Source organism: Thiobacillus sp., assembly GCF_024708915.1.
This window is the reverse complement of the sequence record NZ_JANJXQ010000190.1, coordinates 1-26,674: the sequence shown is the minus strand read 5'-3', so window position 1 is coordinate 26,674 and position 26,674 is coordinate 1. Positions and strand designations below refer to the sequence as shown.

General features: G+C 57.3%; 26 protein-coding genes and 1 pseudogene. 12 read left to right on the top strand and 15 right to left on the bottom strand.

All coding sequences use genetic code 11. The features are described 5' to 3' along the window. The 3 genes from Q0L94_RS13135 to Q0L94_RS13125 form a co-directional block, all read left to right on the top strand. Positions 1-535, top strand: a 535-nt coding sequence (locus Q0L94_RS13135) for a DnaB-like helicase C-terminal domain-containing protein (RefSeq protein WP_296753887.1), incomplete at its 5' end; no start/stop codon positions are given. Positions 536-541: 6 nt separating this feature from the next. Then, positions 542-1,609 (top strand): alanine racemase, encoded by a 1,068-nt coding sequence (gene alr / locus Q0L94_RS13130; protein WP_296753885.1) that lies wholly within the window; start codon positions 542-544, stop codon positions 1,607-1,609. 77 nt (positions 1,610-1,686) lie between these two features. Then, positions 1,687-2,181, top strand: a complete 495-nt coding sequence (locus tag Q0L94_RS13125) for a hypothetical protein (RefSeq protein WP_296753883.1) — start codon at positions 1,687-1,689, stop codon at positions 2,179-2,181. Here Q0L94_RS13125 and Q0L94_RS13120 read toward each other — a convergent pair whose 3' ends face one another. Beyond that, positions 2,182-3,255: an IS1595 family transposase gene (locus Q0L94_RS13120; RefSeq protein WP_296753882.1), complete on the bottom strand. Its 1,074-nt coding sequence runs from the start codon at positions 3,253-3,255 to the stop codon at positions 2,182-2,184. Between the two features lie 274 nt (positions 3,256-3,529). Then, positions 3,530-3,790, bottom strand: coding sequence for a hypothetical protein (locus Q0L94_RS13115; protein WP_296753880.1), 261 nt, complete (start codon positions 3,788-3,790; stop codon positions 3,530-3,532). Positions 3,791-3,949: 159 nt separating this feature from the next. Between Q0L94_RS13115 and Q0L94_RS13110 the strand changes: the two genes are divergently transcribed. Next, complete coding sequence (locus Q0L94_RS13110) at positions 3,950-4,825, top strand: hypothetical protein (RefSeq protein ID WP_296753879.1); 876 nt, start codon at positions 3,950-3,952, stop codon at positions 4,823-4,825. Between the two features lie 81 nt (positions 4,826-4,906). Here Q0L94_RS13110 and Q0L94_RS13105 read toward each other — a convergent pair whose 3' ends face one another. From Q0L94_RS13105 to Q0L94_RS13095, 3 genes are read right to left on the bottom strand one after another with little or no spacing between them, the layout of a single operon-like run. Next, positions 4,907-5,674, bottom strand: coding sequence for a metallophosphoesterase (locus Q0L94_RS13105; protein WP_296753877.1), 768 nt, complete (start codon positions 5,672-5,674; stop codon positions 4,907-4,909). 13 nt (positions 5,675-5,687) lie between these two features. After that, positions 5,688-5,999 (bottom strand): hypothetical protein, encoded by a 312-nt coding sequence (locus Q0L94_RS13100; RefSeq protein WP_296753876.1) that lies wholly within the window; start codon positions 5,997-5,999, stop codon positions 5,688-5,690. Position 6,000: 1 nt separating this feature from the next. Then, entirely contained in the window at positions 6,001-6,972 is a 972-nt protein-coding gene (locus Q0L94_RS13095; protein WP_296753875.1) for a hypothetical protein, read from the bottom strand. A gap of 816 nt (positions 6,973-7,788) precedes the next feature. Here Q0L94_RS13095 and Q0L94_RS13090 point away from each other — a divergent pair. Continuing rightward, positions 7,789-8,313: an NADAR family protein gene (locus Q0L94_RS13090; protein ID WP_296753874.1), complete on the top strand. Its 525-nt coding sequence runs from the start codon at positions 7,789-7,791 to the stop codon at positions 8,311-8,313. Here the strand turns inward: Q0L94_RS13090 and Q0L94_RS13085 are convergent. The 7 genes and pseudogenes from Q0L94_RS13085 to Q0L94_RS13060 form a co-directional block, all read right to left on the bottom strand. Further along, positions 8,287-8,967: a hypothetical protein gene (locus Q0L94_RS13085; RefSeq protein WP_296753873.1), complete on the bottom strand. Its 681-nt coding sequence runs from the start codon at positions 8,965-8,967 to the stop codon at positions 8,287-8,289. The two genes, Q0L94_RS13090 and Q0L94_RS13085, sit on opposite strands and share 27 nt — an antisense overlap. 87 nt (positions 8,968-9,054) lie before the next feature. Continuing rightward, a pseudogene (locus tag Q0L94_RS17940) lies at positions 9,055-9,336 on the bottom strand (PfkB family carbohydrate kinase); the annotation flags it as partial. Then, entirely contained in the window at positions 9,299-10,417 is a 1,119-nt protein-coding gene (locus tag Q0L94_RS13080) for a hypothetical protein (protein WP_296753872.1), read from the bottom strand. The gene Q0L94_RS13080 and the pseudogene Q0L94_RS17940, both read right to left, overlap by 38 nt. Beyond that, positions 10,414-12,354, bottom strand: coding sequence for a hypothetical protein (locus Q0L94_RS13075; protein WP_296753871.1), 1,941 nt, complete (start codon positions 12,352-12,354; stop codon positions 10,414-10,416). Before Q0L94_RS13075 ends, Q0L94_RS13080 begins: the two co-directional genes overlap by 4 nt. Continuing rightward, entirely contained in the window at positions 12,338-13,444 is a 1,107-nt protein-coding gene (locus Q0L94_RS13070; protein WP_296753870.1) for a hypothetical protein, read from the bottom strand. Before Q0L94_RS13070 ends, Q0L94_RS13075 begins: the two co-directional genes overlap by 17 nt. A gap of 14 nt (positions 13,445-13,458) precedes the next feature. Beyond that, positions 13,459-15,396: a hypothetical protein gene (locus Q0L94_RS13065; RefSeq protein WP_296753868.1), complete on the bottom strand. Its 1,938-nt coding sequence runs from the start codon at positions 15,394-15,396 to the stop codon at positions 13,459-13,461. Between the two features lie 276 nt (positions 15,397-15,672). Further along, positions 15,673-16,107 carry a helix-turn-helix transcriptional regulator gene (locus Q0L94_RS13060; protein WP_296753867.1) on the bottom strand — a complete coding sequence of 145 codons (435 nt, stop codon included), beginning with the start codon at positions 16,105-16,107 and terminating at the stop codon, positions 15,673-15,675. 154 nt (positions 16,108-16,261) lie between these two features. On the opposite strand from Q0L94_RS13060, the gene Q0L94_RS13055 reads away from it, so the two are divergent. The 6 genes from Q0L94_RS13055 (at position 16,262) to Q0L94_RS13030 (ending at position 24,119) form a co-directional block, all read left to right on the top strand. Next, the gene (locus Q0L94_RS13055; protein WP_296753865.1) at positions 16,262-16,546 is read left to right on the top strand and encodes a winged helix DNA-binding protein; all 285 of its coding nucleotides are present in this window, start codon (positions 16,262-16,264) and stop codon (positions 16,544-16,546) included. Continuing rightward, positions 16,546-17,859 (top strand): hypothetical protein, encoded by a 1,314-nt coding sequence (locus Q0L94_RS13050; protein WP_296753864.1) that lies wholly within the window; start codon positions 16,546-16,548, stop codon positions 17,857-17,859. Before Q0L94_RS13055 ends, Q0L94_RS13050 begins: the two co-directional genes overlap by 1 nt. Next, positions 17,856-18,494 carry a chromosome partition protein MukE gene (locus tag Q0L94_RS13045; protein WP_296753862.1) on the top strand — a complete coding sequence of 213 codons (639 nt, stop codon included), beginning with the start codon at positions 17,856-17,858 and terminating at the stop codon, positions 18,492-18,494. The genes Q0L94_RS13050 and Q0L94_RS13045 overlap by 4 nt, the downstream gene beginning before the upstream one ends. After that, positions 18,475-21,483, top strand: a complete 3,009-nt coding sequence (locus tag Q0L94_RS13040) for an AAA family ATPase (RefSeq protein WP_296753861.1) — start codon at positions 18,475-18,477, stop codon at positions 21,481-21,483. Before Q0L94_RS13045 ends, Q0L94_RS13040 begins: the two co-directional genes overlap by 20 nt. After that, positions 21,480-22,445: a Wadjet anti-phage system protein JetD domain-containing protein gene (locus Q0L94_RS13035; RefSeq protein WP_296753859.1), complete on the top strand. Its 966-nt coding sequence runs from the start codon at positions 21,480-21,482 to the stop codon at positions 22,443-22,445. Before Q0L94_RS13040 ends, Q0L94_RS13035 begins: the two co-directional genes overlap by 4 nt. A gap of 156 nt (positions 22,446-22,601) precedes the next feature. Further along, positions 22,602-24,119 carry an LA2681 family HEPN domain-containing protein gene (locus tag Q0L94_RS13030; RefSeq protein ID WP_296753858.1) on the top strand — a complete coding sequence of 506 codons (1,518 nt, stop codon included), beginning with the start codon at positions 22,602-22,604 and terminating at the stop codon, positions 24,117-24,119. A gap of 185 nt (positions 24,120-24,304) precedes the next feature. Here Q0L94_RS13030 and Q0L94_RS13025 read toward each other — a convergent pair whose 3' ends face one another. After that, entirely contained in the window at positions 24,305-24,592 is a 288-nt protein-coding gene (locus tag Q0L94_RS13025; protein WP_296753856.1) for a DUF4936 family protein, read from the bottom strand. Beyond that, entirely contained in the window at positions 24,593-25,621 is a 1,029-nt protein-coding gene (locus Q0L94_RS13020) for a folate-binding protein (protein ID WP_296753855.1), read from the bottom strand. A 40-nt stretch (positions 25,622-25,661) separates the two neighbouring features. Here Q0L94_RS13020 and Q0L94_RS13015 point away from each other — a divergent pair, with 40 nt between their 5' ends. Next, positions 25,662-26,105 (top strand): protein YgfX, encoded by a 444-nt coding sequence (locus tag Q0L94_RS13015; RefSeq protein WP_296753854.1) that lies wholly within the window; start codon positions 25,662-25,664, stop codon positions 26,103-26,105. Here the strand turns inward: Q0L94_RS13015 and Q0L94_RS13010 are convergent. Continuing rightward, on the bottom strand, positions 26,041-26,674 hold a 634-nt coding region (locus tag Q0L94_RS13010), incomplete at its 5' end, for an FAD-binding protein (protein WP_296753852.1). The genes Q0L94_RS13015 and Q0L94_RS13010 overlap by 65 nt on opposite strands.

Sequence of the window (26,674 nt, the reverse complement as noted above, 5' to 3'; positions counted from 1 at the left end):
AGACGACTGGCAGCGCCTCACCTACGCGCTCGGCAAGCTCAACGAGGCGCCGGTCTTCATCGACGAATCGCCCGGACTCAACGTGCTGGAACTGCGCGCGCGCGCGCGCCGGCTGATGCGCCAGTGCGGCAAGCTCGGCCTCATCGTGATCGACTATCTGCAGCTGATGGCGGGCAGCGGCGGGGGCGAGAACCGCGCCACCGAAATCTCCGAAATCTCGCGCGCGCTGAAGGGGCTGGCGAAGGAATTGCACGTGCCGGTGATCGCGCTGTCGCAGTTGAACCGCGGGCTGGAGCAGCGCCCCAACAAGCGCCCGGTGATGTCCGACCTGCGCGAATCGGGCGCCATCGAACAGGATGCCGACGTCATCCTGTTCATCTACCGCGACGAAGTCTACAACCCCGACACGCAGGACAAGGGCACCGCCGAAATCATCATCAGCAAGCAGCGTAACGGCCCGATCGGCACGGTAAGGCTGGCCTTCATCGGCGAATACACGCGTTTCGAATCGCTGGCGCAGCCCGGCGCCTACTAAGCCCTGATGCGTCCCATCCAGGCACGGATTTCGATTGGTGCGATGGCGCACAATCTGCGCGTGGCGCGCAGTTACGCGGGGGCGGCGCGCCTGTTTGCCGTGGTCAAGGCCAACGCTTACGGGCACGGACTATCGCGTGCGCGCCGCGGACTGGCGGCCGCCGACGGCTTTGCGGTGCTGACGCTGGAAGAAGCCGCCAATCTGCGGCAGATGGGCGTGGAGCAGCCTATTCTGCTGCTCGAGGGGATATTCGGCGCCGATGAAATCGCCCCCTGCGCCGAGCTGGATCTGTGGCCGGTGCTGCACCACGCCGGGCAGCTCGACTGGTTGCGGCGGCAACCGCCCGTCCGCCCGATTCAGGTCTTTCTCAAGTTCGACAGCGGCATGCACCGGCTGGGGTTTCCGCTCGCCGAGCATGCTGCCGTCGTCGCGCGGGCGCGGAGTTTGCCCGGCGTGGCCGGCGTCGCGCTGATGACCCACTTTGCCCAGGCGGATGAGGCGGCGGGCGTTGACTGGCAGTTGCAAGCCTTTCTGCACGAGATTGCCGGCCACGGCCTGCCGTGGAGCAGCGCCAATTCGGCGGCGCTGCTGCGTTACCCGGAGACCCTGGGCGGATGGGCCAGGCCGGGGCTGATGCTGTATGGCGCTTCGCCTTTTGCCGACGCGTCAGCCGCGCAGCTGGGCCTGCGGCCGGCGATGACCCTGCAGTCGGAAATCATCAGCGTGCAGACCCTGCAGGCGGGCGAAGGGGTGGGATATGGTCAGCTGTTCCGCGCCGAACGTGCCATGCGGGTGGGCGTGGTGGCCTGCGGCTATGCCGACGGCTATCCGCGCCATGCGCTTACCGGCACCCCGGTGCTGGTCGATGGCCGCATGAGCCGCACGCTCGGGCGGGTATCGATGGATATGCTGTGCGTGGATTTGAGCGAATGCACCGACGCCGGGGTCGGCAGCCCGGTGGTGCTGTGGGGGGAGGGGCTGCCGGTGGATGCAGTGGCAGCTGCCGCGGGCACCAGCAGCTATGAACTGCTGTGCGCGCTGGCCGCGCGGGTGCCGGTGCTGGAGGTGGATTAAAGGCGCAGCGCGGTGTGGACGCCATTTGTTACCTGTTGCCCTTGAAGCAAAACGAGGAGGGAGATTGAATATGGGGCATGACCCCGAAAATTCCTTCCTCCCTCAAATGGCTAATCGATAAACGTGCTCGCCTCGCGGGAGAAATCAGGAAGACACGATCTGCGCTGGCCACCGCGAAGCAGCTGATTGAAGAATTATCGAAGCTCGAAGAGGACCTCGCAGCCATTGACCGCAGCCTTGGCCTGCATGAGATCCAGATTCAAATTGAGCATATTCAACCAATACGCAGTCACTACGTCAGGATCAAATTGCCACGGGGTGAATTGACGAAATCAATATTACTTTGTTTGCGCCTGCGCGAAGGCGTCCCCGCAAGAATGTCTGAGATTGGTGCCTTCATTGAGGCGAGGCACGGCGATCTGAACGCTTCAGTTGGAAGTCGGGCCGCCCTCCACAAATCGCTCCACACGCGTCTCAAGACACTGTTCTCTGAGGGAAAGCTTAAAAGGCACCATGATCCGTCCTCCAACAAGGAAGGAATATGGAGCCTTGCGGATGACTATTTGGGTTGATTAGCCGAGGTACTCGAATCCCAGCCTATGGCCTTGGAAATACCCACGCCAAGCCTTGGATAACCCGCAGCGGAACATCTTGGTGAGTAAGCCTTCGAATTTCTGTGCGAGCGATTGACGCCTAGTGTCCTCGCGCCAAGCTATCTCACTCGCGTAGAAGGCCAAGTATTGCGGGCGCATCCCATGGTAGGTTCCATACTCTGCCCGTCGCATCCGACCGAAATACGACTCAGCCTGGTTGTTATTGACGCCGCTATCGGTCGCGTATTCGACCGAGTGACGCACCGACTCATGGTCATACCACGCGATTAGCCTTGTGTAGGCATGTCCGTCATCAGACTGGATAAGGGTTCCCGGAGCAACGTACTTCTTGATAACGGGTACGGCATGCCTGGCATCTTCAGCCATGATCACTCTTGCGATCGTTCTTACAGCCCCTTGCCCACGAGTTTGTGACAGCTGCCGTAGAACTAGCACGATTCGCCGTTTCTTGAGCTTCTCCCGGTTCCACGACTCGATGGGGGAGTGATTCGGAACCATGCCAGCCTTTCTGTTCCTCAGTTTGTTGTTGATGATGGCTGAAGTAGCTTGGGTGCGTTTACGTGGCCGGCGCGGTTTGCCACAGAAGTGTCCTCCATCAACCTGTACCGTTCCGGACAATGGGGTTAAATCTGCCTGCTCATACAACACCTCCCGAAGCTTGGACAAATTCTGATAAGCCGTCCGGTAGGTAGTGCCGAGCCTTGCGCAAAGCGCATTGGCTGAACATCCCTTGGGCGAGCAGATGAATTCATACACCAGGAGCAGTAGCTTCTTGAACGGCAGTTTGCGGTTGGCGAACGGAGTGCCTGTTGTCGCACTAAATACCCTGTCGCAGTGCTTGCAGCGCCATTGGTGACGTTGGCGACGCACATAATGCGTATCAACCTTCCCGCATTCCGGGCAAGGCATTGTTGTCAGGCTACCCCAGTGTAATAACGTGAATTTTTCTCGTGCTTGATGCTCGGTGAGATCTGCAATCGCCGCGTAAGTGAGATCCCTATATGCCTTGGACTGGCTGAATGGTTGCGCCATTGGCACTCCACCTCCAAATGAGGTTGAAGTCACAGGCAGTCGCCACGTGGCGACGTGCCCACATCGCCGGCTTCCCGGCAATGGGCGCAACGCAGAACGGGAATCAAAGGGCGAGTTCGTGCCTCAAGCACCGCTCACTTGACAATCCATTGCTGCTCACACATAGTGCATGCACAGGCGTCCCGCTTGTGCACACTCCAAGGGCTTGGTCACCTCTCCAAAGGTTTCCAAGCCCTGTGCTTTTCTACGCCCAGAAAAGTTCTGGTTCATGGGCTCATGATTTTTCCTCCTCGCTAGTCTGTCTGTCGGACTGGCTCGCCCCAACGCTTTGCAGCCACTTCGCCACATCCCGAGTAAAGGCAAACTTTCCCCGACGGCCGGCTATTTCGAACACGGTCACCCCCAGCCCCCCCATCCGCACCGACCTGGCGAACGCAGACCAAGTCCGGTAACCCAAGGCGCGCCTTAGATCCTCCCCTCCCATCAAGGGGCCGTACTCCTTCATCAGGATCTCTTCGAAGTTTTCGGTCTGCATGGAAATTGACGCCAGTTCACGTCTAGTCACGTTTGTTATATCCATTGATACCGGATCAACGTAGGATGCGTAAGCCACATAAATTTGTGAATTTCATCGCACCACATGACTAAGAAATCACGTCCAAGTGATCCCGAGTCCAAGAGAGGCCGCCCGCCTTTGGATGAGGCTGACCAACTCAGGGCAAAAGTCTGGTACTCGGCCGTCAAGGCGCGAGGCAATTGGAGTGACTACAAACTGGATGTTGAATTCGCTCGTGAGGAAGGCGAGGAAAGACGCTGTGGAGCTGACCGGAGGCGGGCATTTGAGGAGGTGCGCCGGACGGGCTCAGTGCCAACACAAGGAGCGCATCCTAAGCGTTCATTCGATCTGGTCCGGAATGTAGATGCCCATCCTGAATTCTCGGGAACAGCCAAGTACTTCCATTCGCCGTTCTGGGATCTGCTCAAGGGCAGAACGATGACACTTCCGGAAGCACACGCTTTTGTTTCGAAATGCCTGGCTACATCCAACGTGTATCGCCTATCCAACGAACTACATTTTGTCCAGAGATACCTTCCAGTAAACGGAAGGCTGCTGGTGCCAGCTGAGATGCCTGATCAACTTGTTTATGCCGGCGCCCTGGACAACTTAATCAAGCAAACGCCAGTAGACCTCGATTTGCTGGCATTGATCGGCGGGCTCTTCAGGGAAGCATTCCTGGTATGTGCGCTGGAGATCGCGTCTGTCCTGAAGGGGCGATTAAACAATCTTCTAGAAGAATTCTGTGCTCAGACTTGGCTGGTAGACACAGAGAACCTGCATTTGCTGGCCGAGCGACGCATCCTGTTCTGGCAGATGGAAAAAAATTATGACGGTGGCGGACTATATGGTGACGGGCCATATGATGATTTTCCCCCGGCAGTTGTTAGCCGTCCCTTATTTCCGTACGACGACTCGATGCGCAAACTGGTTACTCATGAGAAAGAATTATCTGGTCTGTTGATGCGCGTAATTGCCGAGTCCATGAGGCAATCTCAAATGCCTGAAGAATAGGCTGAATTCCCTGGTTACGCCCCCCCTCGTTCTGATTGAACTCGCCCTGATTGAACTCAGTATCGAGGAAGAGCGGCACTCTCAAACCTCCACCACCAGACCGGAATCGAATCCCGGGTTCAACTCCCGCCCCGCATACCCCCGCGGGTTGCAGACCACCCGACATCCCCCCACCCGGTAGTCGAAGCTGTCGTGGGTGTGCCCATGGATCCAGAGATCCGTGCGTTGCACCAAGCCCTCCAGGTCAGAAACGAAAGCCGGCGAGATGTCGTGGTGCTCATACTTCGGGTGCAGGCTGCCGCGATGCGGCGCCGTGTGCGTCACGACCACCACTGGGCGGCTGTCCCGGTTGGCCAACTCCTTTGATAGCCAGGACACACTTTCCTGGTGCATCCTGAGCGTATCCTTGGGGGTGAGCCTGGTTGCCCGATTGCTGGTGTAACCAGCCCCGGAATTCGTGATGATGTTCCAGTAGTCGTTCATGTCCAGGGCGGCCTTCATCCCGCCTTCGCGGTCGCAGAACAGATCAAAATCCGTCCAGAGCGTCGCTCCCAGAAAGCGCACACCACCGATCTCGACGGCCTCATTCTCAAGCAGGTGGACGTGGGTTCCGGCCACCTTCTCTCTTGCCTTTTTCCAAAGCTCGGGCATGGTGCGCTGGCCGTAGAACTCATGGTTTCCCATGACGTAGATCACCGGCTGATGATAGGGGATCGCCTGCAAGGCCCATTCGATGCCTTGCAGGCCCACGCCGATGTCGCCGGCGAGCACGGTCACGTCGGCATCGACTTCGGGCAACCGGAGTCCGCCGAATTCCAAGTGAAGGTCGCTGAGGATGTGGAGTTTCATTCGTTAAACAACGTCATGTTTTTTCTAGACCGTTGAATTCCGCCTCGGCGGCATCCCCGGCCGCACGGAATTCAGCGACAGCGGTGTCCGGAAAGTCGGCTACAAAGACCAACTTGCCATCTACAACCGCGATGCGCTCCACGAGCGGCAGATCATTCATGGGAAGCCCGGCCTTTACCAACCTCTTCAGGCAGCTTTCCATCCTGTCCGCCATGCGCTCGATCGCTGGCATCCAGGCTTGGGGCACGTCGAATTCGATCTGCCGCATCCTGGGATTCAGCAACAGGAGCGGGCGGGCCGCCAGAAAGTCGATAGGAGCACGCATCTCACCTTCTCCGCACAAAAGCCTGAAAATCGAACCAGTACGGCCCAAGACGGTGCTGCGCCCCGACGTGCCATCCCCTGAATTCGGCAGCAAGCCATTCGGGCATGAATTCCCACGGAACGATCTTCATGTCCTTGAAATCGTTCGGCACAAACACCGGGACGGCGCCACGGAGCCCAGGCAATACCACCGAGCCGACCAAGTCCATATCCTGGTGCCGGATCAATTTCTCAGCTTCTTCCACGAAGTCGCCTGGCTCGACGGGCGGCAAGCCTAGGACAGCGCGGACGTTCGGCAGCCAGCGGTTCGCGTAGAGATAATTCGTGACCTTGCCGGCCGGGATCATCCCGTCCTCGTCGGCTTCCCTGGAAAGCGCCGGCCAAAGCGGCGGTGGAAGCTCGTCGGCAAATACGAGGCCGCGCATTTTCTTGTCGGGCCTGTTCCACACGTCCAGGTCGCCGGTGGCGAGCCGGATGATGCCCTGGTATTCCATGCCCTCGCGGGGCGTTCCGCGAGGCGTGAGGCATTCATCGCTGCCGAGGAAATAGAAGTCGCCCATGCCCCCCGGCACATGCCCGGACAGCATGAGGTGGCGCGGGCACATCGTACGGTACCAGCCGCCGCGAATGGACAGCGCGCCAGGTGCGCCGCACAGCTCGCACGTCTTCGCCGATTCAGCCTGGGCCTCATCAATCCACTCGCGCCACTGTGCGAACTGGCTCATATGGAACCGCAGCGTGCCGAATTTTTCCTTGACCTGATGGACACAGGGCAAGTCCTGCCGCCGCTTTCCTTCTGCGAGCATCGCCTGCAGGTCGGCCTCGATCTTCACCGACAGATTCATCAGCAGGTCGAACCAGCCATCGCCGCACTCGAACCCATACTGGATCGACCAGCCGCTTCCGGTGGTTCCATGCAGCCGGTAGAGCAGCGGCGCGGCTGCAACAAGGGCAAGGGTGTTTCCTTTGTTCATTCTTCCGGTACCTCGTCTGTAAGCACCCCAGAAAAAAGAAACCCCGCACTGGGCGGGGTTTCGGTCAATCAACTCAGACAATAGCTGTTAGTCGCTGCTCGTTACCCCGGAAATAGATGCCCCTGCCTCAGACCATGTGGTCTCGGCACTAAAGGCTTCCTGATTAATGAGGTAGTAATTCATGGCTTGAGTTTGCCTCAATATCCCATCGGAATGCAAGGTTTCGAATGATGATGCTTCATGAGTGTTGCGGGGGCAGACAGTGTTTCGTGCGATCAAAGAATACATGCCCGCTCCACGTAAGCGTCCCCCTTCAAGCAGTGCCTCCCGCGCAGTCCTGATACCAAGCTCGGCGCTGTCTTAGCACCTCTCGATCTCCAGCCCCGTGCTTCGGCCTACGGGGGGGCTGAACTCGCCACTTTTTTTTGCGCTTTGACATTGCTAATAAATGCAGTATTCTGCATTAAATATGTCCGTATCTACTAATAAGTTACAGCATACTCTGAAACATATTCATTTTTATGTTCAGTTGATGCATAACAACCGGGTCTCTTATGCGGAGATGGCCAGGCTCGCCGGCGTATCTCAACGGACCTTCGCAGAGTGGATGCGGGGGGGGTGTAGTCCAGCGGCGGTTGAAGCGGTCCTGAAGATGTTGGCGCTGCTGCCAAGCGATCAAATTGAGAAGGCGATTGAGGTTTGGCGGCCGCCGCCGCCGACTGCCCTAGGCGGGCCCGCCAAGAAGAGCACCCGGAAGAAACAGCGGGCAACCAGAACGACGAAACGGAATTGACAGCTTCAGCATAGGAGACCGAGATGAAGGAAATCAGCTTTTACCGAGCCAATGAAAAGCCGTACGGTGCTTTCAGCAATCTGTATCGGCGCACTATCGTCTTCGAGGGAGGAGAATATCCCACCTCGGAACATGCTTACCAAGCGGGTAAAGCTCGCAAAGACAGCGTGCGTGAATGGCTAATGGCGGCACCGTCACCTTCGCTTTTAGCCATGGCGGCGCATGGCCTCTACGTTTGGGACGTTCATCCCGATTGGTCGAAGACCAAATTCGATCGCATGAAGCGCGTGCTTCAAGCCAAGTTCACGCAGCATGAGGATCTACGCGAACTGCTTCTATCGACCGGTAATGCTCGGCTGGTGGAGAAGGCGACGGTAGATAACTCCGTCAATCGCCTTTGGGGCGAAGTGAACGGTGTGGGCAAGAATATGCTGGGACAACTGCTGATGGAAGTGCGCGATGAGCTTCGGGCAGCCCAAAACAAGAAGACTCAGGCAAAGAAGAAGATCACCAAGAAGAAGCTAGATATCGATCGGCTCGCAGCATAGTTGCTGGACCGACCTTCCTTTGGTCTTCTTACGTTGTTGGAGAGCCGGCCGTAGTGAAGTGCTCGGCTTCTCCAGCAATTCGATAGCCAGATGCTTGACGTGGCGTGCGGACCAACGGTGCGTCACGCCTCTTGCGCCTGCATACATGCAGTTCAATGCCGCCAAGGATTGGCCATAACGCAGAGCACGATACGCGGCGTTGAATGTCAGCTGCCAGGACGACTCGACGCCAGCTTCGAATAGTGCAGCAAGCATCCCGGCCGTGCACCAATCGCCAGCACCTGCTGTGTCTGCCACGACTGGTACCCGAATTGCGGGTAAATTCGTCCACTGTCCAAGCAACGAAGGAAACCGGAACTCGAGACCATGTGCGCCCATCGTTTTGATTTCTAGCGCCACCTTGCTTACATCGTAAGGGAACTCGGCGAAACGATTATCGGCATACTTCAAAATGTGAGTTGCCGATACCGCACGCTGGAATTGAACGGAATCATTTGTAACTGTCGAAGGTTCAAACACTACAAGAATGCCTTTCGAGCGGTATTTTTCCGCCAAGGCGAGTGACACCGGCGTGACCCGATCGAAATAGAAAACACTTGGCGTGGGAACACCTTCGAAGACGTGTTCGCTGAGGTGGGCATCTGTTGGCGGCAAGAAACCGCGCCGCTCACCACAATGGGGGCACCTAAAACTGAATGAATGGGTCTCGGGGGAGTCGGCCGGCATTTGATATACAACCGGCGTGCACGTATGGTCGCTTTCGACCACGAAGCGTAGATCTGCCTTTAGACGCTCGAACTCGGCTCGAACCTGCCCGCCTGCGGCGTCTTTCCCGAGTTCGCAAACTGGCACGCTATGCCAGCCCAGGTAGGCGAGCGCGGCTAAAACATTGCCCGCAGAGCCACCGACAGCTGTGGTGACCGGGGACGATGATTCATCGAGGATTACGTCGAGAGCAATTAGTCCCGATCCAACGGCTTGGAGCTCAGACGAGCGTGTGCGACCCCGTGGTGCATGCTTCATCCTCATAAACGCTCCCCACCAGCCAAATGTGCCAAAGACAGTCCGGCTCCGCGACTTCGACCGACAAAGGCACGGAGCCTTTTGCATTATACCCGACCGTCTCGACATACAAGACCGGCAGGGATAGCTCGATCGCAGCAAGGAGCATGCCTAAGCTGCCAATCCGCCATCCGGCAGGAGACAGAATCGTTACTGCCCGCTTGCCGCCCCCATTGCCGCTAAACACAAGCTCCCGAGCGGCATGCATACGATGGATAGATCGGTACGCATCGATTGGATCCGACTCATGGGCGTACATGATATTCAAAAGACTGCTTTCCCAGCGATCGAGAAGGAGCTCTGAGTATTCGTTAATCAGCTCGTCGCCACGTCGTGGCTCCCGAGAAGGAAACGGGACAATGGGGCAAATTTCCGCTACCGTCGGCTGGATGCTGCCGTGCATCAGTACCGTCTGGTTGCGTGCCCCGGAGGTTAATTGCGGAACCCAAAGCTTCAAATCATCGCTTGTGCGATCAGCCTCCACGCGTCCTTGAAAACCGTGCATCCAATCGGCGCGGTCGTTCGCTTCAGAGTCAAGCTGGATCGATGGAGTGTCGCTCGCTGCCGCCACCACGTGGACGTTGAATTGCTTTTTTAATCCGATGTCGCAGGCAAATTTGACCAGCGGGAAGCAGACGCCCCTAGACATGCCTGTTACATCGATGACGACATCAGTGTACTTCTCCGAAAACCAAGGCATTGCAACGTTTGTCACATTGCGGCCGCCGGTTGTGGCGCCGTCTATCGCGATAACTTCCAAAGGCTCAAAATTACATGTTCCTTTGATCGCGCCCTTTAAATAGGCTTGATGCTGAAGACCTAAGTTTGCCAATGCACTGGCCACTGATGGTCGCTCTTCAACGATGAATTTGAAATCGATGTTCGCGCTAGAGCCAAATAGGGTTGGAAAGAACAAAGACGTTTGTTCCAATCCAACAGCGCCGATGAATAAGACATCTCCTGAGGCACGAAGGTGTTCGACAAAGTCTCTAGCGTCTTGCCCACTGTGGGCAATGCAATTATTGACGGAGAATCGTTTCACTTTATGACACTTTCTCTGAGATCGCTAAGACGCCCCTCACAGAAGCCTCCACGATTCAATGTCAGTCGATTGGCGACGATGGGGATTCCCCCTAGCTCGAACAAACACCACAGGCGCTTTTTGCAGTTGTAGTTTTCCTTTAGCGTTATCGCGTTGTAAGCGATTGCGTAATGAATGACGGGCACTAGCTCCGGTGCAGATTGCTCCAGGCCGTCCATGTCCGCTTGGGGGATTCCAAATGCGTTTGCCCCATCAGACAACGGGGCATTTGGCTCCATTGTCCGTGCTACGCATCGGGACGCTACGAAAGCGATGAGCTTCTTGACGGATTCGCAGTGAGGAAAGTCCCACTGTCTCATGATCTTGTCAGCCTGCCGCGTCAGAATGGCATGCTGCTGCTTGGCATCGAGTTCGGCTTTTCTGTTACGCAGTATCCGAGTTTCTATTTCGTCGACCAAAGCGCCAGCCAGACTAATGAACTGTTCAATGTTGTCGCTGCTGGCGTCAGCTAACCGGTCAAACGAATGATAGAACGGACGCTCGAACTCATGAGTCAGCTGGATGGCGGCACCCGTAATCAGCGCGGGCTTGACGAACTTCTTCGATGCAGCGCCGTCCGTAGACTCGATGTCCTCTTCCTCTGCATCATCGATGTAGTCGTCGTCGGAGATATCGTCGAATAGACCAACTTGAGGCGTTTTGCGCTTCTCTCGGTGGAGCAGAATATGCAGAATGGCCTTCTTCTCTTCTTCGGGCAGCTCCTCGGGGATCATGCTTTTCAACGATTCAATGGTCTGCTTCGAAAACCTTGCTTCCTCAATGAGCGACGTGTTTCGCTCTTCGAGTTTTTGCGTATCCGCTTTCGAAAGGTTTAACGCGTTGCTTGATAAACAATCGTCCAGCTTATCGATGCCGCGCTTTTGGAAAGCGGGCATTTGGGAGAAATAGCGACGACATACGTCACGGGAAATGGTACGAAAGCGCTTTCGGTCCCGTTTTTCTCCTTGCAGAAGCTTGATAGTTCGGTCGCGTCCAGCGGTCGTCCCCGGCGAATTCTCCTCCGCCTCTATTTCACTGATCGCCTTGCGGAACTCGGCGGGGCCAATCGCATCGACTCGGGTCATGATCCAGCGCGACATCTTTATTTCACGATTTCGAAGCCACCCTTCTATATCAGAAAATTGACGAGCATGTAGCTCATGCGCGTCGTCGATGATGACCATCGGTCGGAGTGTCACGGGTTTATCGGTCACGTTTGGGATGGAAGCGACCGTGAACGACTCGATGCAGTCGAAGACGTTGTATGGAGCATTGGCTGCTGTGTTGGCAAGCTCTTCTTCTCCGGGGGGGGCTAGTGATGTAATAGCGGTCAGGATTTGCTCCTCGACCTCCCGGCCATACTCGCGGAAAGCTATTGCATCTTCCGCCCTCAAAATTCCACCATGCGTCTCCATACCAGGATAGAGATTGATCTTGACTGCTCTGAGATCGACTCGAAGGCGATCAAGCTTTCGCAACCAGCCGAGGGCAGCTTTTACCTGGATGAACGTCTTGAGCAGACCAGACCGTGTCCGTTCTTGGTAAGGAAGTTCCCAGATGCTCCGAAAATTGGACCCACAGGGAATGCGATGGGCAAGTCGGGACGGTAGCCGGTCTTCCAGGATATGTAGATCTGCCAACGTCATCGCGAGCTGACGGCTTTCCCGATTGTTATTGTTGGCGGAGCGAATTACTTCGACCAGCGTGTCGATTTCCAATAGCCTGGCCAGCGTAGTTTTCCCGCTACCAGGGGTGCCAACTACAAGCGTCAAACGATCGAAGCACGTGGATGCGTCCTTTTCGAAGAATGATCGTACTGGCTCGGCGCTAAGCAAGGACAGTAGCGCGAGCGGCTCTTCGATGAATTCTGCAGCGCGCTTCTTAAACGGATTGTCCATTGTCGATGTGCCTGTCAATACGAGGGAACAGCGGCCTCATTTTGTGGGGGGGCGTGCTACCGTTCTTAGAGGTTGCCCACATCAGCGCAATCGTGTTATTCGGAGTGTTATGCTCCAAGACGATTGGCAGCCCGCATTGCTTGTAGCCAAGAGCAATCGGCTTTCCGTCCTTGCAGTTATGTGTGGTTTCAATAGACGGGTCGTAGTGACTGTCGATCCAACGTATCAGGTCTGGATCCGAACCCGCCCCCATGACCACATGCGGGGATGGACTCAGAACCCAAGAGTATGAGGTGTTAAAGCTAAACTTGGGTATGGTGGCTTGATAAGCCGTTAATGCTTCTTCGATGGTTGATTTGGCCTTTGACGACGCGAGATAGTGGTGGATCTGTACGTGGCATTGGCTTGCGATTTCTGCTCGACCATTGTTCTGACGGCAGAAATTGAACACCTTGCCGTCCCACCCTGCGCCATTCGGGCGGATGAGAGTTGACCCGGAGCCCGTAAAATCGTCTATCAAGCAGACCCGCTCGAATTTTTGCTCAGCCTCAGGAAAGCCAGATTGCTTCAGCCTATCTTTCAGCTTTTCCCCAAGGCTGCCCCACTTGTCGTTGGATATCTCGCTAGAAGCGACAACCTGTTCGTTAGTTAGAAGGCCGTCGTTGTCTCGCCTGAAGATGTCTACCCTTGCCCCGTCACTCAGACCGACGTAGAGCGTTCGCAACGACATAAGGCGAAGGGCTCGTTTTGCCCCGGCGTTCGTCCATGTCTCGAAGTAGGAGATCCCTTGCTTCTTGGCGATTAGGCGTCGGGCATCCTTCTCCATTTCGGGCATTCCCAGTTTGATGAGCTGGTGAAGCTCAGATTGGCCGATGAAGACGAGGTGGTGCCGCAAGTAGCGATAAGCCGCCTTTCTCGCTTCTACATCTTGAAACTGACCTAACCAATGAATGAGGCTGATGTAGAAGTGGACGCCAGGGCCATAGCCCTGATACCGGTCGAATTTGTAATCGACCATGACTTTCAGCCAGTCAAACTCCCTCGTGGCTTCACCGTCATCCCATTCCATCAGGTCCGAGATGATGTCCATGGCGAGTTCAGCTCTCACTGGGCGCCTCCTGGCTCTTGGACTGCTTCAAACAGGGAGGCCAATGACATGGAGTCGCGATTGGGCATGATGTGCATGTGATCAAGGTAGTATTTCGTTCCTACTACACCGCGCTTATCGATCGGCAAAAGGTTCCAGCAGCTCGCGGGGTCCGAAGAGACGGTATTCACGCTTAAGCCAAGCCCCTCGCAGAGGAGCTCAAAATCATTGCCGTCAAAATCCCCCGAGTCGCCTAGACGCAGAATCTCTGTATCAGGGTTTACCGCGAATCTTTCAACGACGAAATCCACTACCTTTCGTTTGCCGGCCCAATCCGATAGGACATCGATGGAGTGCCCCGAGCAGTAGACTCGCCAATCCCGAAATTCATGGCGCCGAATCCACAGCTTGATGGCAGTTACTGCCTCATGGCGGGATGCATGGTTGCCGCAACGCAGACCGAGTTGTCCGCAATTCACCTTTGGGTTAGCTTCGATCTGAGCATAAACTCCAATAGTGTCGAGCCAGGAAAGCAGGTCATTGAACCTTGGGTCTTCAGCAGGGAAAGTCGGCTTTTCATCCAAGGCGCCTATGTATGAGCCGCTGTAGTAGCCGATATAGATGTTTTTCCAGCACCGCGCATGAACCTTATTTCGTAAATCGCCCAGGAGTGAATCGCCTCGTCCGGTTGCGAAAATGATTGGAATCCCGTAGTCAGAAATTCGTTCGATATCACCTGCAAGAAGGCAATCCAGTCCGTCGAACCGCCTGTCGGTTTCGCAAAAAGTACCGTCGAAGTCGCATACCAAAGCCTTAATCTCGGCCCGAGCCAGCTTTTCCGCATAGGCCGTTGCGGATTCTGTGAAGCGGCTAACTGCCTTTGCGTCATTGATGCCCCGTTTTAGCTTTCTGGCGACCGGGATAGGAACTAGCGGAGGTGCCTCCTGAATCAGGGCACGGGGGTCGAGCTGATGTATGGCCCGGCAAAATTCGGGAACGACCGGCTGCCCCGGATCGATACTCAGGATATCAGCAACCACGTCCGTGATTAGTATCGCGTCGATGGCTCCTTGGACTGCAGCGATATCGTCGCCTTCTGGAACCTCTAGGATCAGCTGGCGAATATTCTTAGGCAATAGGGTAAGGGTCGCCTTCGCGAGCGCATCGTCACCTTTGGACACGAAAGCGATAACTACGGCATTTTGCGCGCAACTGAGTTGTAAGTGCCTGCCATGCGCAAACTGTCGATAATCCGCGAGTTGGCAGGTTCCAAGGGCGGCTTCTGCGAATTTTGATTCGACATCAATGGCTGTTAATCGACTTGTAGTTCCAAAGAGAACGAGGACTTGAGTACCCACTTGGTAATCGCTGATCACGTCGGAGATTAATTTCCGTCGTTTCGCCAACCACGCCATCGTTATGTGGCTGAGCAGCGCAGCAAAGTCCTTCTGGGTGTCTCTGCAGTAGGCTTTCGCCAAAAGAATGAGCATGGCGACCAAGCTATTAGTCGCTAGATACCCGTCTTTACCCCAAGGCATTTCGAATTCCTGGATGCTCATTGCACCGGATGAACTGGCAAACTTTCCAAGTGGAGTATCACTTTTCAGCGTGAGAGCCAGTCCAACATGCCCAAATATTAATGTGCTTTGAGCTGCGGCAAGGATGTCTTTATTCTTGCCTTCAGCTGAAAGCATTAGTGCGGCGGCGTCACGAATTGCTGCGCCAGCACCTCGATACTCAAGTGGAGTGACTGCACTCGACATTTGACCGAAACGTTTTTCATGACAACTCGCAGCGAATGTGGCTACCGTATATGAACCGCCGGAACCAATTGCGAATAGGCTTCGCGACGAAGTGTTTAGGATGGCGCGTTGAAGAGACAAAACTTCTTGGGCAGTCGCCCACGTGATAGCTTGCGGAATGTAAGCAATTTCGTCTTTAAAGCAACGGCCCATGTTAGTCAGAGGTCAAAAAACGAAAGATGGTCCCAGCGGAGGCTAATAGCCACCCCAGAAGGCGAGTTGCTACTGGTGTACAAGGGGTGCATTCTTACCCGAATTGGCAAGCAGACATGCATTGACATTGTGCCCCCCATAAGAACTTGTGCGCCGACATCGCTTGATCCTAGCCAGATTTAGCAAGCTTCAAATCATACCCCGGATATGTTTGGCTTCACTTGCTGCATTTTGGCGAGGAGGGGGCAAGCTATGGAACGGGCGGTTCGATGTCTGTTAAGGTGCAGGGGCACTGCTGGTTAGCGTAAGGAGTTTCGCCGCCGTCCGCACGAGCCGAAGGCTCGATATAGAGCTTCCTGAGCACCCAGGCGCCGGCGAGGCAGATGGCCGCAACAATGGACTGGCCGAGCATCTGCTTCCAGGGCGGCGAGGCCGAGAACGCACCTGCTCGCGCACCCGGCGGCGCGGCGCCTCGAAACCGAAGCGATGCCGGAAGAGATTGACGTTGTCCAGCGTGATCCGGTCGATTTCCGCCTGCGGCGTCACCGCCATGCATCGTGCGGTGCTGATCCCAAAAATCTGCTTTACGCAGAGCAGGAATTCCGCGCCAGGCTTCTTCAGCCCGCGCACCACGTCGCTGACGAAGCCTGGCGACGACCCCAGCCGCCGGCCGAATTCCGACTGGCTGATGCTCAGATGCAGAATTGCCATTGCGAGCCGCACCCCCAGGCCATCGAGGGTGTCTCTGTCGAGCGTACTTGAGCCTTGGATTCCTCCTGCAATTGAGCGGCAGCAAGAGTCCTACCATTTTTGGTAAAATTACCAAAAATGGTAGGATTACCTAAAGGCCTGAGTAACAAGGATTATGGCGCGCACTATCGTTGTCACCGAATTGGGACTCCACTCTTTGCAACGGTCTCCGCTGAGTAAAGTTGAGGGGGTAATTTTGTGGCATCTGGCGGAGCGGCTGCCGATCACTGGGAGCGCAGTTTCAAAAACCCAACTGGGAGCAGCCTTGTCCATTCGCGATGCGCATGTAAGCAGAACGATGAAGCGCCTCTGTGAACTCGGCTTCCTGACGCGCGGCCCGAAGATCGGGATGTCGTATCACTACAAACTCAACCCCGCCTTCTTCCGGATTCTTTCGTGATGGATCAATCGCTTCCTTTCGCAGAGATTGTCCAACCGATCCTTACCGAAGAACGTCGGCTGGATCTGTGGCCAAGGGACATCGCCCTATTGGCGACAATCAAGTACGAAATCGAGCGAAGTCCTGACGGGCTCCTCACAATCCCTTATTCCGCCATCCAAGGTCTGAGCAGCCGTATCGATCTACTCGATGTGAAAGATCCCCAAAAGGCCGAACGTCGTATGAGCGAGAGCATGACCCGCCTTCTGAACGCGGGCTGCCTGACGAAAGCGGAAATCGTGCGCCTACGCCTTTCCGGCGATGCGGAATACCAGCTCACGTCCCTGGGCGAGTCCGTCGCGGAGTGGCATGTCACCCAGTCGCGCTTCTCCGGTGAGCCGCTGACTGCCATCTTCAAGGCGTTCATCAACCAGATCACCCGAATCGTCGAGGACGCGGAGAAGGCAACAACTCCGGACGATTGGCACTGGGATGTCATTTCTCAGATGCAGCACGCCCTCCGGGACATGCTGGTCAGCATTCATCGGCACCAGAACGCCCTGGATCGGCGCCATGCCGAAATGCGCGCATTCATCCCGACCCTCCTGACCGCTAACAGTGAAGAGTCGATTAGCCAATGTGAAGAACAGCTCTCCCTGGTCATCAAGACCATAGAAGACCTCCAGGAAGCTGTTCTCAGTTCCACCAGCACGGCGTTTTCCTTGATCGATAGGATCGCAGATTTGGCCAAACCTCACGCACCCAAGGGGTTTGACGCGGTTTATGATGATCTGGTCCGCCGCCTGCAATCAACCGGGGCGTGGATAACCCAGCGGGCAATCGACTGGATGGACCATCACAGCGTTGTCCATACTTTCCTGAGAACGATCATCCGTGTGGACCGCCAGAGGCGCGTTACGGATGCGCTGAAGCGCTCCATCGCCGAAGCACCCGACTGGTCGCTAGAAGTCGCGGATGAGCCAAGCTTCTATCGGATGCGGGCCGATATCGCCAGGACTGCCCCCTCCAAGCCGCCCCCTCGTACCGCGAAGAAGCGGGATGGATACACGCGCGAATTCGAAGAAGTACCTCCGGATGCCATCCCAGAGCTGCTGATCAGATACTTGGTGGCCGACCTGGCCAATGGCGAGGCGCGTGCATCAAAGCTGTTCGAGGCAGCCCTTCCGTCAATGTCCAATGAACTTCGGGTTGCCGCTTATTTCCCCTGGCTGATTGGGCAAATGGTTCAGGCCGGCAAGCTCGACCCGAACGCCAGAGACTGGCAGCGCATTACTCCCCTCATCGAGATCGAAGAGTTAAGGGTAACCAAATGAATTACCTGGATAAGAAATTTGTTGACATTGATCTGGTTTTGCGTCGCGGGGGACACATCAACAGGTCCGACCTTAACGTCTATGAGTGGCTGTGCAGCAATCACGACGATCTCAAGGCCTTCTACGCGAACTATGGGGCCACTCTGGCGCAACACCCAGATGGATTTTTCTTTCTGACCGTTTCCGGGGCAAAGCTGCGCTCCCGCCTGTTGCCCAAGACCTGCATTCATTTGGGCATGTTCATAGCGCTTAAGGCCAGAGACCCGGAGATTACCCGGTCTTCGGGCTGGATGCGGACGGCACAACTTCTGCACGATATCGAGACAACTGTTTCCAAAGAGGTCCTGCAACAGGTCTACGCACCGGGACGCAAGGAAAACGTAGTGGACGACAGAATCACACTTGCCATCGGCAATGCCCTAAAGCTGTTGGCAGATCTTTGCTTCATCGAAGTCAGGGGCGACAGATTCCGGCCGCTGGAAGCCATCCACCGATTTGCTGAATTCGCCAGGCATGACAATGCGCCAGACGAAAACGCAAGGATCAGGATGACGATTGAAAGGGGCGTCGTATTCCACGATGCCGCCCCCAGCGAAGAATATGAGGATGAGAACAATGATCCCGACGAATCCTAGAATTGACCAGATCGCTTACATCGGTTGGCGAGGCGTTGACGGCTGCGAAGTCCTCGACCTCGACAGAGGCCCCCTGACGGGCTTGGTGGGACCTACCGGCGCCGGCAAGAGCACACTGACTATGTGTTTGGGCTACGCCCTGCTCCCTGACCGGAAGGCACTCGATATCCGCCCAATTTCCGAGGTAAAGGATGCCAGGAAAGCGGGGGTTGATATGCTAGCCGAGAGCATTGATCCGCGTTATGGCTATGCCTATGTGGCTCTGGATATCACCACCAGAACGGGGGGACGGTTAATCGCGGGCATCTACGTCGAACAAGTTGACGGCCGCGCGGAGTTCACCCGCTGGCTGCTTCGCGACCCCAAAGGGATAGCCTTGAATGCCATCCTGGCCCAGGAGGACGGCGAGGACGAGATTTTCCCGACCTTCCCAGAGTTCAAGCGGCATTGTGCCACCCGCGGCCTGGATGTTTCCGTCCGGAAGACGGTGGGCGAATACTGCCAGGCGCTTTACGAAGCAGGCATTCTTCCTTCGGGCATGTCCATGTGGCAAGACCGGAGCCTTTATGGCAGCTTGATCGAAACTACGTTCAAGGGCGGCGTCTCAAATCAGGTCGTCACCCAACTGAAAGATTACCTTCTGCCTGAAGCGACCCAAGTCTCGGATATTGTCACCGGTCTTCAGACTTGCACCAATGAAGTCGTCATGACCAAGAACGAAATTGTCTCGGCGGAAAAGGAGCTCTCCTTACTTCAGTCTACCTATGGCGTTGGAAAAGAGGTTGTGCTGCATTCGCTCCGATGGATGATGGAGTCCACCAGCGGTCTTGCTGAAAGCCTCCGAAAAGACAAGGCGGACATGGTGAACATGAATGCCGCGCATAACCAACTATCGGAGGACGTTCCTCGCATCGGCAGAGAAATCGAGCAAGCCGAGAATACCAAGACAACCGTGCTGAAAACCACCCTATTGGAACTGCGTGGGGCTGCCGACAATGTCACGGAGCTAAACGGTACGCTTGCTACGTTGAGTAGTTCTCTCTCTACCTCCAAGGCAAACAAGAGCACGTTTGATCAAGGCAGGAAGCAATGGCAGGCGATTGCGGGCCAGCATATTAACCAGACTGTCGAATGGGTTCGAGATTGGCTAGAGACCCACAGAAAAGCTGCGGAGCAGGCGGCTTTCGCGGTTGCATCCCAGATGGAAAAACTCCAGACGGAAAGCAATCGGCTCAACAGCGGCATGGCCTCCGCCCTCTCGGAAAAACTGGCTGAAAAAACGGGCGGGCAGACGTTGGAAAACGCCCTGGGTGGCGTTTCTGAGCAGGAAGCTCTATCCATCGAATTGGCGCTTTGCGGCTTGACCGATGGCATCGTTGGGATCGATATCAATGGGCTTTCAGGGTTGCACGCCTCGGACGATCTTCCCGACACTTTCTGGTTGGGCACAACATCGCCAGAACCGCGCCATTTGCGTGCGGCTGGCGATTGGTATGTTAGCCCATCGGCCGGAGGGTATGTTGCCACCAAGAAGGACAGGACGCCAGTATTTGGCAGCGATGCGCGCGCCGCACGCCAAAAAGAGATCCTGAAGGAAATTGATGGGCAGCGACAGAAGCACGGGGAATTGACCCTGGAAGCCGAAAAGCTGGATGAGCTAAAAACCTCGTTGGCAACGCACGAAGAGAGGATCGCCTATTACCTTGCCCAACGCGACAATGCACTCGCCATCGACAAGGCAGTGGCTGACGCAGAAGAGGCATTGAAGGACCGCCAGGAGGAGATCGCCAAGGCTGAGAGGACACGTCGCGAGATTGAAGAGAAGATTCAGGGAATCGAGGAACCCTACGAACACCAGTTGAAGGCGTTGCGGGCCGATCTCAATGCCAAAGAGCAGAAGCTGGAAAAAATGGGCGCCGAGATCAAGCAGCTCGGTGACAAAATTGCCGCCAACGAGAAGGCACTTGTTACCCTTCAAGAGGAAGAAGCCTCTGCCAGAGTATTGCTTGGCGGCGATGCCGACCTGATGTTTGTGGCAGCCGAGAGCCTGGAGTATTTCGATGAGGCAAGGCTGCCTGTTGAGCAAACCAAGCGGATTTCGGCCCTTGGTGTGGCGCTTCAGGACGAGATGCCCGGCCGCCTGGCCATACTTCAGGACATGGACCCCGGTAACCGGCTGTCCACCTTAAGCCTCTGGCCGATCCTCATGGGGATCGTCCGGGAGCGCGTCAGCATTGACCGCGCCGAGGTGGATGGCGAAGACATGATTCAGGTAATGAAGGAACACCGTGCCACCCTTGGCAGCAAGCTCATAGGCCACGAGAACGAGGTCAGGATCAAGGCGCGCAATCTCCACCAGACCGTCAGTTCCCAAGCCTCTACCCAAAAAAGGAAAATCGACAAACTGAGCAAGCTGGGCGAAAACATCACGTTTGGCAACGTGACCGGGATCAGAATCGTGCTGTCCCCACGAGACGACATGCTTTCCGTCCTTGAAGGGTTTGCGGAACAGCTCTTCTCGGAAAAGAAACCGGTGGATGCTGCCCTGAAGGAATGGTTCGATGCGGCATCCGGCAAGGAAGAAGGGATATCTTTGACCGGAGAGCAATTGCTGGACTACCGCAATTACGTGGACCTCTCCATCGAGGCCTGCCGAAAAGGATCCGGGTGGGCGCCTGCTGCATCCTTGTCCGGGGGGGAGTCAATCGGGTCCGGGCTGGCGATAGCCTTGATGCTGACCCGCTCTATTGCCGCGAAAGGGGAAATCAAGGTGGACCAGATATTCCCCTTGTTCGCGGTCGATGAAGCGCATCGTCTCGACGGGTCAGGCCATGCCGTTATCGTCGATTTTGCCAAGCGCGAAGGCTTTCAGGTGATCGTCGCAGCGCCCGAGTTGACGCCAAGCTACAGTTGCATCCTTTATGCCCTCAATCGTGTCTTCGATCCTCACGAGCGCCTGATTGTTCGAGGTATCAAGGTAGCGGCATGAATAACGCCTTGGAAATAGCGTCGCTCGGGCGGCTGGTGGAGACCGGCCTGATCAAGCTGGTCGGTCGTAACGACCAGTTGCTCCGTCGTTTCGAAACGGCCAGATGGATTGAGCCAACCGGCCGTAAGAGTGAGTGGCGCGTGCGAAACGGCACCGCGCCATCCTTGGAAGCTCGCCTTAGCGAAATGGCGCCCGCATGGCGCGAGGACTTTCAGTTCCTCCGCTCAATCGAGCGGGACCCTTACGATCCCCGTGCGATTGAAGCCCTGCCAGCCCTCAAGAGACAGAAGACGGTCGCGGGCATGCTCAATCGCCGCAACTGGAACGCGGCTGCCGGCTTGGGACCCAAACACGAACCGCAGATTGCCCCTACAGCAACGCTTACCAGGGACTGGGTATTGCGCTTCCGCCCAAACAGAGGGCTACGCGGTGTGTTTGCCGAGCAAGAGGTGGACTTCCACGAAACGGCGTTGGCGCTGACGGAATGCGCTGTGCCCGAACGTCTATGGCTGCGCCTCCAAGGCCTCAGAGGCTCGTCGCCCAAGCTGGCTGTGACTTGTGAGAATCTGGGGGCGTACATCGATCTCGCCATACCGGATACGGCGATGGCCATCTACTCCCCAGGTGCTGATATTGAGGCGGCTGTCGCACTTCTCAAGCATCTTCCAGACGCCCAATGGCTCCATTTCGGGGACATTGACCCAGATGGCTTGGAGATCGCCGAGAGCCTGGCTAGGGAAACCGGCAGGGAGTTGAATCTGTATATTCCTTCCTTCGCGGAAGAGTATCTGCCCGGCCGGCCCATGGAGACGCCTTGGCACAAGACACCGGATTCTCCTCTCTTCAGAGAATTGAGAAGGACCCAGAAGCGTATCTTCCAAGAGGTTTTCATGCTGGATCACCGGTTGGGTGATGAACTCGCTGCCATGGCACGAGAGACGAAGCGCCCGCCAACATCTTGAACCTCTCAAAGGGCAGCCGCGGTTACTGCGTATTCCAGCCTAAGCCGGCCCCAAATCGCCGGTCATTCCAAACAGTCCTGCACCGTCTTCGTAGGGTCAACAGACACAGGGTGGGCTATGCGGACGTGCAGGGCGAAGGCAGGCAAGATAGCTACCATGCATAAGCCAACCATAAACGGCTTGTCCGACGCTGATGCGCTTGATCTGATCGCGCAGCTCGTGGATCAAGCTTCCGACGCCGACGATCTTGCACTCGCCTGTCACGCGCTTTCCCTCGCAGATGATTTGGGAGCACGCAAGCTTGAGCCGCCTGAGATGGCGCTTCTCGACTATTTCCGAGCCAACGCTTGGGCGTGTCGCTACAAGCGGCGGCTTGGCGACCGCGAAGCTGTCTGGGACTTCGAGCAGCCGGAGGTGCGCCAACAAGTGTTTTTGTTGCGCCGCGCGGCGAACAGCTCTGGTTTCACTGAAATGGACGCGATCCGTCGCTGTCAAATCCTCACCAACCTTGGCAATCAACTCGACACGCTGGGCCGCTTTGTCGAGGCGCGCGCATATTGGAGCGCCGCGCTCGCGATCGACACAAGCTTCTGGATGGCGCGCGCCAATCGTGGGCGTGCACTCATGCACTATGCCGCTGCGCTGTACGATCCGGGACACCACGCGATATTTGCCTTTCATGCCCACCAGGATCTCGTCGAAGCGGTAGCTCTGGCCGCTAGATACCCGTATCTGGGCGACTATCGGCTGGCCCCTATCTTCATGCAATCGGCAGAACAGATCGCGCATCACTACGATGTCGAGGCAATCGGCAAGGCGCGCAATCCAGATGGCTGGGGCATGGGTGAGGATGCGATGGAGCGCGCATATCGCCGCTGGTGCCTCGAAAACATCTTGTTTCTCAACCCGCTAAACGACGTCGAAAAGGCCTCTGTCGCCGCGCACGACATCATGAGCCTGCCGGACTTCATCACGGAGATCAACGAGCCACCGATCGTGACTGGTATGTTCAACGCACTGAAGCAGGAGTTCGTATCGGCGCGATGGATGCTGTGGGAGGGGATCAGGTCGGAGGAGCCGCACTTCTCCGACCGTGAGGTGTTGCTCTACAACACAATGGACTATCCATCGTACGGGCTGTCGGTCGAGAAGGTGAAGATGGCGTTTCGGATGGCCTACTCGATCCTCGACAAGATCGCTTACTTCCTGAACCACTACCTTGCGCTGGGCATTCCCGAGAAGCGCATCAGCTTCAGAACGATTTGGCGTGATAAGGACAACGGGCCGGTGCGTGATCGCTTTGTGAAATCCGAGAACTGGCCGATTCGTGGTTTATTCTGGCTGAGCAAAGATCTATTCGAAGAGGACATGCGGGACTCAACCGAGCCAGGAGCCCGCGCCTTGGCTGAGTTGCGGCACCACCTCGAACACAAGTATGTGAAGGTTCATGAAATGCGGTCTGTGTCGAGTGACCCGTTTTGCGACACGTTAGCCCACTCAATCAGCCGATCCGACCTCGAACAGCGAACGCTACGCCTTGTGCAACTGGCCAGGTCAGCGTTGATCTACCTCTCGCTCGGGATGCACCGGGAGGAGCGCGAGCGTGCTAAGCGTAAAAGAGGACTGACGGCAACGATATCGCTCGATCCGTTGCCTGACGAGTGGAAACGCTGAGCAACATTGTCATGCCTGGAGCCACTGAAATGCGGTCCAGACATGGCAATGCAGAATTACTGAAGCGTGACGGATTTCGCCGGAATTTGTAGTTGCACGGCTTGCTATCCATTTGATAACTAATGATTTGTGCAACAGGTAGCAAATGGCGGGTGTGGACGAAAAAGCCGGGTTCGCCCGGCTTTTTATACTGCTTGGTCGGGCGCGGAAAAACATTCCAGATGGCGTTCGCCGCGGATGAACGCTGCGCAGTCGAGGGGCAGGGCCGCTGCATTCAAGGCCGCGGCAAACGCCGCAAAGTCGGCAATCCCTTCGTAAATCTCCATCCACGTTTCCGGATCGTCGCAGCGGCTCATCCGTCGCGGCAGCTGGCCGCAATGCCCTGTCATTGCGCTTAGCAGGGCGTCAATCCGGTCGCTTGCCAGTGCCGCTTGCGCGGGATCGATGCGGTAATAAACGTAGACGGACTTCACTTATTCGGGCAGCGCGTAGGGCAAGGGTTTCAAGGTCAGAGCGGCGCCGTCGGCCGCTTTCAGGTGCAGGGTGTGCGTGTTCGCGCTTTCGACCTGGGCCACGGCCAGCACATCGAAACCGCCGGCCGGTGCCGGAGCGGCATTGACCACGGTGCCGGTGGTCTGGCCCGCGAGGTCGGCGCTGTACAAGCTGTCGCCCGCGGCGGCTTCGGCATCGACATGCGCGAGGAACATGCGGCGCTTGAGTTTGCCCAGATACTGGCTGCGGGCGACGATTTCCTGGCCCGGATAGCAGCCTTTCTGAAAGCTCACGCCGCCGATGGCTTCAAGATTGACCATCTGCGGCACGAACTGCTCCTGGGTGGCGGCGACGATCATCGGAATGCCCGCATTGAGCCGCAACCAGTCCCACACCGGCGCGCCGACCGGGGTGGCCGACCCGCGCAGGCCCTCCCAGACGCCGGCGGCGCGCTCGGGCGTGATCGACAGCACGAACTTGTCTTCGCCGACGCGGACGACCGTTCCGGCCTCGGTGGCGACGGTGCGCATCGCGGCCTCCGGGATCGCACCCATCGCGGCGCGGACGGCGTCGGGCGCCTGCGGGCCCGCGACGACGAGCCGTACGCTCTCGTCGCTGGCGTCGCGCCCCTGCACCTTGGCGCGCAGGATGAACATGGACAGGCGCTTGAGGAGCCCGGCAAGGATGTCGCCCGACAGTTGCAGGCAGAAGTCCTCGCCCTGCCGCCACATCAGGAAATTGCCGAGCAGGCGCCCCTTCGGGCTGCAGTAGCCGCTCCACTGGGCGGCGTCGGCGTGCAGCACCCGCACGTCGTTGGTAAGCTGGTTCTGCAGGAACGTGGCGGCATCGTCGCCCCGGAACGCCATGACGCCGAGCTGCGACAAATCCGCCACCACGGTGCCGTTCGCTGCCGCGGCACGCTCGGCGGCCGGGTCGCCGTAGTGAAGCACGGTGCAGCCGTCGATGGTCGCGCCTTGGGTTCGAAGAAACGTCTTCCAGAGTTCGATCACGATGGGGTCCTGTCAAGGGAGAATGCAATGAAGGCCAAAAGTGTACACGCTCATGCGGGAGATTGAGGTCAAGCCCTCACGCCTGCTGGGGGTGTTGCTGGTCGGCATGACGGCGCTCGCGCTGGCCGCCGTCTGGCTCGCCGAACTGCCGTCAGGAACGCGGCCGTTCCTCGTGGTGGGCGTGATCGGATGGGCCGCCTGGGGCTGGCGGCAGGCACGTGGCTCCGCAGCGATTCGTGTGGCGGCAGACGGGCGCCTCCAGTGCCTGGAGGAGGGCGAATGGCACGACGTCGAGGTGGAGGCCGACAGCCTGGTTTCGCCGTTGTTGATCGTGCTGCGCTACCGCAGCGCCGCCGATCGGCGCGTGCGGACGCAGGTCCTGCTGCCTGACAGCGCAGCCGCGGACGACCTGCGCCGTCTCAGGGTGTCGCTTCGCTGGACACGCCGCACACGCTCGGACACATCGTCCCCGGACGCGGGTTGAGCACGGTGTTGCCCGCGATCGGCAGCGTCTCCGGATAGTCCCGGCTGTAATGCAGGCCGCGGCTTTCCTGCCGGAGTTGCGCGCAGCGGACGATGAGATCGGCACTCTGTACCAGGTTGCGCAGTTCGATGAGGTCGTTGCTGACCCGGAAGTTGCGGTAGAACTCGTCGATCTCGGCGCGCAGCAGCCGGATCCGGTGCGAGGCACGCGTCAGCCGCTTGTTGGTACGCACGATGCCGACGTAGTCCCACATGAAACGCCGCAATTCGTCCCAGTTGTGCGAGATGACCACCTCCTCGTCGGGATCGGTGACGCGCGACGCGTCCCACGGCGGCAGCTCGAGCGCGGGGGCGGGCGGGGTGGCGAGGATGTCGGTGGCCGCGGCATGGCCGAACACCAGGCACTCCAGCAGGGAATTCGAGGCGAGCCGGTTCGCGCCGTGCAGCCCGGTGAACGTCACCTCGCCCACCGCGTACAGGTTGCACAGGTCGGTGCGCGCGTCGCTGTCGGTCACCACCCCTCCGCAGGTGTAGTGGGCGGCCGGCACCACCGGGATCGGCTGCCGCGTG

What these genes read in the sequence shown, in the direction of transcription:
- alr (WP_296753885.1), top strand. Translation starts at nt 542, where the DNA reads ATGCGTCCCATCCAGGCACGGATTTCGATTGGTGCGATGGCGCACAAT.
- Q0L94_RS13125 (WP_296753883.1), top strand. Translation starts at nt 1,687, where the DNA reads ATGACCCCGAAAATTCCTTCCTCCCTCAAATGGCTAATCGATAAACGT.
- Q0L94_RS13120 (WP_296753882.1), bottom strand. Translation starts at nt 3,255, where the DNA reads ATGGCGCAACCATTCAGCCAGTCCAAGGCATATAGGGATCTCACTTAC.
- Q0L94_RS13115 (WP_296753880.1), bottom strand. Translation starts at nt 3,790, where the DNA reads ATGCAGACCGAAAACTTCGAAGAGATCCTGATGAAGGAGTACGGCCCC.
- Q0L94_RS13105 (WP_296753877.1), bottom strand. Translation starts at nt 5,674, where the DNA reads ATGAAACTCCACATCCTCAGCGACCTTCACTTGGAATTCGGCGGACTC.
- Q0L94_RS13100 (WP_296753876.1), bottom strand. Translation starts at nt 5,999, where the DNA reads ATGCGTGCTCCTATCGACTTTCTGGCGGCCCGCCCGCTCCTGTTGCTG.
- Q0L94_RS13095 (WP_296753875.1), bottom strand. Translation starts at nt 6,972, where the DNA reads ATGAACAAAGGAAACACCCTTGCCCTTGTTGCAGCCGCGCCGCTGCTC.
- Q0L94_RS13090 (WP_296753874.1), top strand. Translation starts at nt 7,789, where the DNA reads ATGAAGGAAATCAGCTTTTACCGAGCCAATGAAAAGCCGTACGGTGCT.
- Q0L94_RS13075 (WP_296753871.1), bottom strand. Translation starts at nt 12,354, where the DNA reads ATGGACAATCCGTTTAAGAAGCGCGCTGCAGAATTCATCGAAGAGCCG.
- Q0L94_RS13070 (WP_296753870.1), bottom strand. Translation starts at nt 13,444, where the DNA reads ATGGACATCATCTCGGACCTGATGGAATGGGATGACGGTGAAGCCACG.
- Q0L94_RS13065 (WP_296753868.1), bottom strand. Translation starts at nt 15,396, where the DNA reads ATGGGCCGTTGCTTTAAAGACGAAATTGCTTACATTCCGCAAGCTATC.
- Q0L94_RS13060 (WP_296753867.1), bottom strand. Translation starts at nt 16,107, where the DNA reads ATGGCAATTCTGCATCTGAGCATCAGCCAGTCGGAATTCGGCCGGCGG.
- Q0L94_RS13055 (WP_296753865.1), top strand. Translation starts at nt 16,262, where the DNA reads ATGGCGCGCACTATCGTTGTCACCGAATTGGGACTCCACTCTTTGCAA.
- Q0L94_RS13050 (WP_296753864.1), top strand. Translation starts at nt 16,546, where the DNA reads ATGGATCAATCGCTTCCTTTCGCAGAGATTGTCCAACCGATCCTTACC.
- Q0L94_RS13045 (WP_296753862.1), top strand. Translation starts at nt 17,856, where the DNA reads ATGAATTACCTGGATAAGAAATTTGTTGACATTGATCTGGTTTTGCGT.
- Q0L94_RS13040 (WP_296753861.1), top strand. Translation starts at nt 18,475, where the DNA reads ATGATCCCGACGAATCCTAGAATTGACCAGATCGCTTACATCGGTTGG.
- Q0L94_RS13035 (WP_296753859.1), top strand. Translation starts at nt 21,480, where the DNA reads ATGAATAACGCCTTGGAAATAGCGTCGCTCGGGCGGCTGGTGGAGACC.
- Q0L94_RS13030 (WP_296753858.1), top strand. Translation starts at nt 22,602, where the DNA reads ATGCATAAGCCAACCATAAACGGCTTGTCCGACGCTGATGCGCTTGAT.